Below are 2,977 nucleotides of genomic sequence, written 5' to 3'. Positions count from 1 at the left end.
AGGGTCTGATCTGCAGGCATAGGCGCAAGGGTAGCGGGGCGCGTACCCTACGCGCATGAGTCCTGTTGTCCGAGAAGAGCTGAGCGCCTGGGGGGCACGCCTTGGCGCCGCCGCCACTGCGGGTGAACTTTCCGACCTCCCCTTTGTGCAACAGCCAGCCTGGGCCGCATCGAAAGCGCTCACCGGCTGGGAGTCGGTTCGCCTCGTGGCACACGATGGCGCCGCGTGGGCCGGCACACAACTCCTGTTGCAGCGTCTCCCCGCTGGACTCGGTCGCATCGCCTACGCGCCACGCGGACCCATTGTTGTTGCGCCGAACGAATCAGTTGCCGCAGCACTGCGCGCCGAACTCCTCGGTGGACTCTCCGAGCTTCGTCGCGACGGCGTCACCATGGTTCGGCTGGAACCAGGTGAGAGTGCGCCGCTCCCCGATGAGGCCGATCAGGTCAACCCTGCCGATGCGCTGAGCGCCGACCTACGCGCGCCGTGGCTCGCTGCAGCATCAACCGCGCAAATCACACTGCATCGCGCACGACCGGTGCAGCCATCGACCAGTCGGCGAATTGATCTCTCAGCTGGAATGGAGAGCGTTCGCGCCGCCTGGCGCAGCAAGTGGCGACAGTACGCGCGACATGCAACCGAGTCTGGCGTCACCGTGCGCGCGGCTGGTGCTGATGGTGCTGAGGCGCTCCACACCGCGATGTCATCGATCGCTGGGCGCACCGGGGTGAAGACGCGCAGCAGTGCCACGTTCGCACACATCGTGAGCGCCTTCAACGGCGAGGCGGAGATCCTCATCGCCGAATCACCGTCGGGCGAAACGCTCGGCGCGCTCCTCGTAATCACCACGCCAACAACAACGACCGAGCTCTTCGGCGGCGCAACCGGCGCTGGAAACGAGCTGCGTGCACCATACGCGCTCAAGGTCACGGCGATGGAACGTGCCGTTGCGCGAGGGAGCGCCACCTACGACATGTGGGGGATCTCAACGCCGGGGATCGCGCACTTCAAGGCCGGTTGGGGTGGGGCACCGGTTGTCTACCCAGGTGCACTCGATGTGGATCTTGATCCGATCCGTGGACCGCTCGTGCGCCTCGCGCTACGCCTGCGCGGATTCGGCGCTTAAGCCGAAGGGCGAATCGTTCGGCTCGCCACCAGGGTGAGTACGCCGTTAACCAGCACCAGACCCCAGATCAGCTGCGGTGCTCCCGTCACGAGGAGACCAAAGGCGCCGATAGCGCTAAGGATCACCCCAAAAAGGAGCACCGCGCGACTCGAGCGTCGTGACCAGAGTGCGCGTGCAACCCAGAGCGGCGCGGCACCTGCCAACCCGAGGGCAACCGTCGCGACCATGAGCAGAGCAAGAATCTGTCGCACCCACGCGCCAAATTCCGGGAGGTTGTTCTGGTCGGCCAGGGTGGTGAGGATGACGGCGAAATCAATCTGGAACGTTTCCAAGAGTGTGGCAACGTCGCTCCCGAGTTGGGCCGTAATCTGCGCACCGAGCGAGACCCAGGTTTGATCCGCGATATCAGCGGCCACGATCGCAATAGCCACGAGACCAGCGAGGCCGGCGGCGATCAGCGTGACTCCGAGCAGCCCATTGCTGACAGCTGCGGCAACCTGCACGATCCCGCGGGGAGCCCGCTTCGGCTCGTCCAACATGTAGCTCACTCGCCCCTCTCAGCGAACGTGATCGAGCGCCTGGCTGAAGTCGGCGATGATGTCCTTCACGGATTCAATGCCGATGCTGATGCGGAAGATCCCACCGCGCTTCGGCATCGGATAGACGAGCGTGTCGACCTCGCCGAGGCTGACGCCGACCGCGAAGATCTTGAGGTGATCGCTGAAGGCGCGCATGGCGTCGAGAGGATCAACGCCGGCCGCCGCGCGTGGCTTAAATGAGAGCATGCCGCCCCACCCGTTGGTGAGCAGGCGATCTGCGACCGCGCGATCTGGATGCGACGCGAGGCTTGGATGACGTACCCACTCGACCTTCTCATGCCCCTCCAAGAACGCGGCAACTGCAGTGCCATTCGCCGAGGCGCGCTCCATGCGCAGTGGTAGGGTGCGCGCGCCGCGCGCGATCAGCCAGGAGTTGAACGGCGATGCCGCGCCGCCAAGAAGGTCCGTCTGGCGTCGAATCGGATCAACGAGCGCCTTGGAGCCAGCGGCAACGCCACCGAGCGCATCGCCGTGGCCCGAGACCCACTTCGTGGTTGTCTGTAGCACCAGGTCCGCACCATGTTCCAGTGGGCGGAGCAGCACGGGGCTCAAGAAGGTGTTGTCGACCACCACGAGTGCGCCACCCCCGTGGGCAATCTTCGCAATGGCTGGAATGTCGGTGATGCGCATCCACGGGTTGGAGAGCCCCTCACAGAAGATAATCTTTGTGTTCGGCTTCATCGCCGCCTGCACCGCAGCGTGATCGGTGATCGGCACCGGTGTCACCTCAATGCCGCGGGAGGGGAAGTCTTCGGCGAAGAGAATCTGGCTGATAATGAAGAGGTCGTCGGCGACGACGAGGTGATCACCGGACTTCAGGTGGGCGAGGAGCCCCGCGGCAATCGCCGACATGCCTGATGCTGAGGCGACCGCACTCTCGGCACCTTCGAGTGCTGCGAGCTTCTCTTCAAGTGCTGCCGTGGTGGGGTTGCTGGTGCGTGTATAGAAGTACTTGTTCGGCTCCCAGGCAAGTGCCCCATCGACCGCTGCCTCCTTCTCGTCGGCTGTCTCAAAGGTGAAGGTCGCCGTCTGATAGATCGGCAGATTGTGGGCACGGGTCGTGGGGTCGGCGCTCTCACCGGCGTGGACCGCCAGGGTGTCGAGTGATGCGTTCTTGAGGGGCTTTTTGCCGTCTTTTGCCATGGCGAGAGTGTAGGGGCTGGAGCGGGAGACGAGGTTCGAACTCGCGACCTTCTGCTTGGGAAGCAGACGCTCTACCAACTGAGCTACTCCCGCGTGGGGGGTGAGGATA

The 2,977-nt window shown here is 64.4% G+C and carries 3 protein-coding genes and 1 tRNA gene; 1 reads left to right on the top strand and 3 read right to left on the bottom strand.

What is annotated here, in order from left to right:
• The first annotated feature begins 55 nt into the window (after positions 1–55).
• Positions 56–1,126, top strand: a complete 1,071-nt coding sequence (locus AC3LB0_RS05395) for a lipid II:glycine glycyltransferase FemX (RefSeq protein ID WP_488650142.1) — start codon at positions 56–58, stop codon at positions 1,124–1,126.
• On the opposite strand, the gene AC3LB0_RS05390 is transcribed toward AC3LB0_RS05395, so the two are convergent.
• From AC3LB0_RS05390 to AC3LB0_RS05380, 3 genes are all read right to left on the bottom strand, one after another.
• On the bottom strand, positions 1,123–1,665 hold the full coding sequence (locus tag AC3LB0_RS05390) for a hypothetical protein (protein ID WP_488650141.1): 543 nt from the start codon (positions 1,663–1,665) through the stop codon (positions 1,123–1,125). The genes AC3LB0_RS05395 and AC3LB0_RS05390 overlap by 4 nt on opposite strands.
• An 18-nt stretch (positions 1,666–1,683) precedes the next feature.
• Entirely contained in the window at positions 1,684–2,868 is a 1,185-nt protein-coding gene (locus AC3LB0_RS05385) for a trans-sulfuration enzyme family protein (RefSeq protein WP_488650140.1), read from the bottom strand.
• 17 nt (positions 2,869–2,885) lie between these two features.
• A tRNA-Gly gene (locus AC3LB0_RS05380) sits at positions 2,886–2,961 on the bottom strand.
• Positions 2,962–2,977: the final 16 nt, after the last annotated feature.

The sequence above is a fragment of the Candidatus Limnocylindrus sp. genome (assembly GCF_040397235.1).
Taxonomy (GTDB): domain Bacteria; phylum Chloroflexota; class Limnocylindria; order Limnocylindrales; family Limnocylindraceae; genus Limnocylindrus.
This window is presented reverse-complemented; position numbering and strand designations above follow the sequence as displayed.

Coding starts and splice junctions, on each gene's coding strand:
- AC3LB0_RS05395 (WP_488650142.1), top strand. CDS start 56: ATGAGTCCTGTTGTCCGAGAAGAGCTGAGCGCCTGGGGGGCACGCCTT.
- AC3LB0_RS05390 (WP_488650141.1), bottom strand. CDS start 1,665: ATGTTGGACGAGCCGAAGCGGGCTCCCCGCGGGATCGTGCAGGTTGCC.
- AC3LB0_RS05385 (WP_488650140.1), bottom strand. CDS start 2,868: ATGGCAAAAGACGGCAAAAAGCCCCTCAAGAACGCATCACTCGACACC.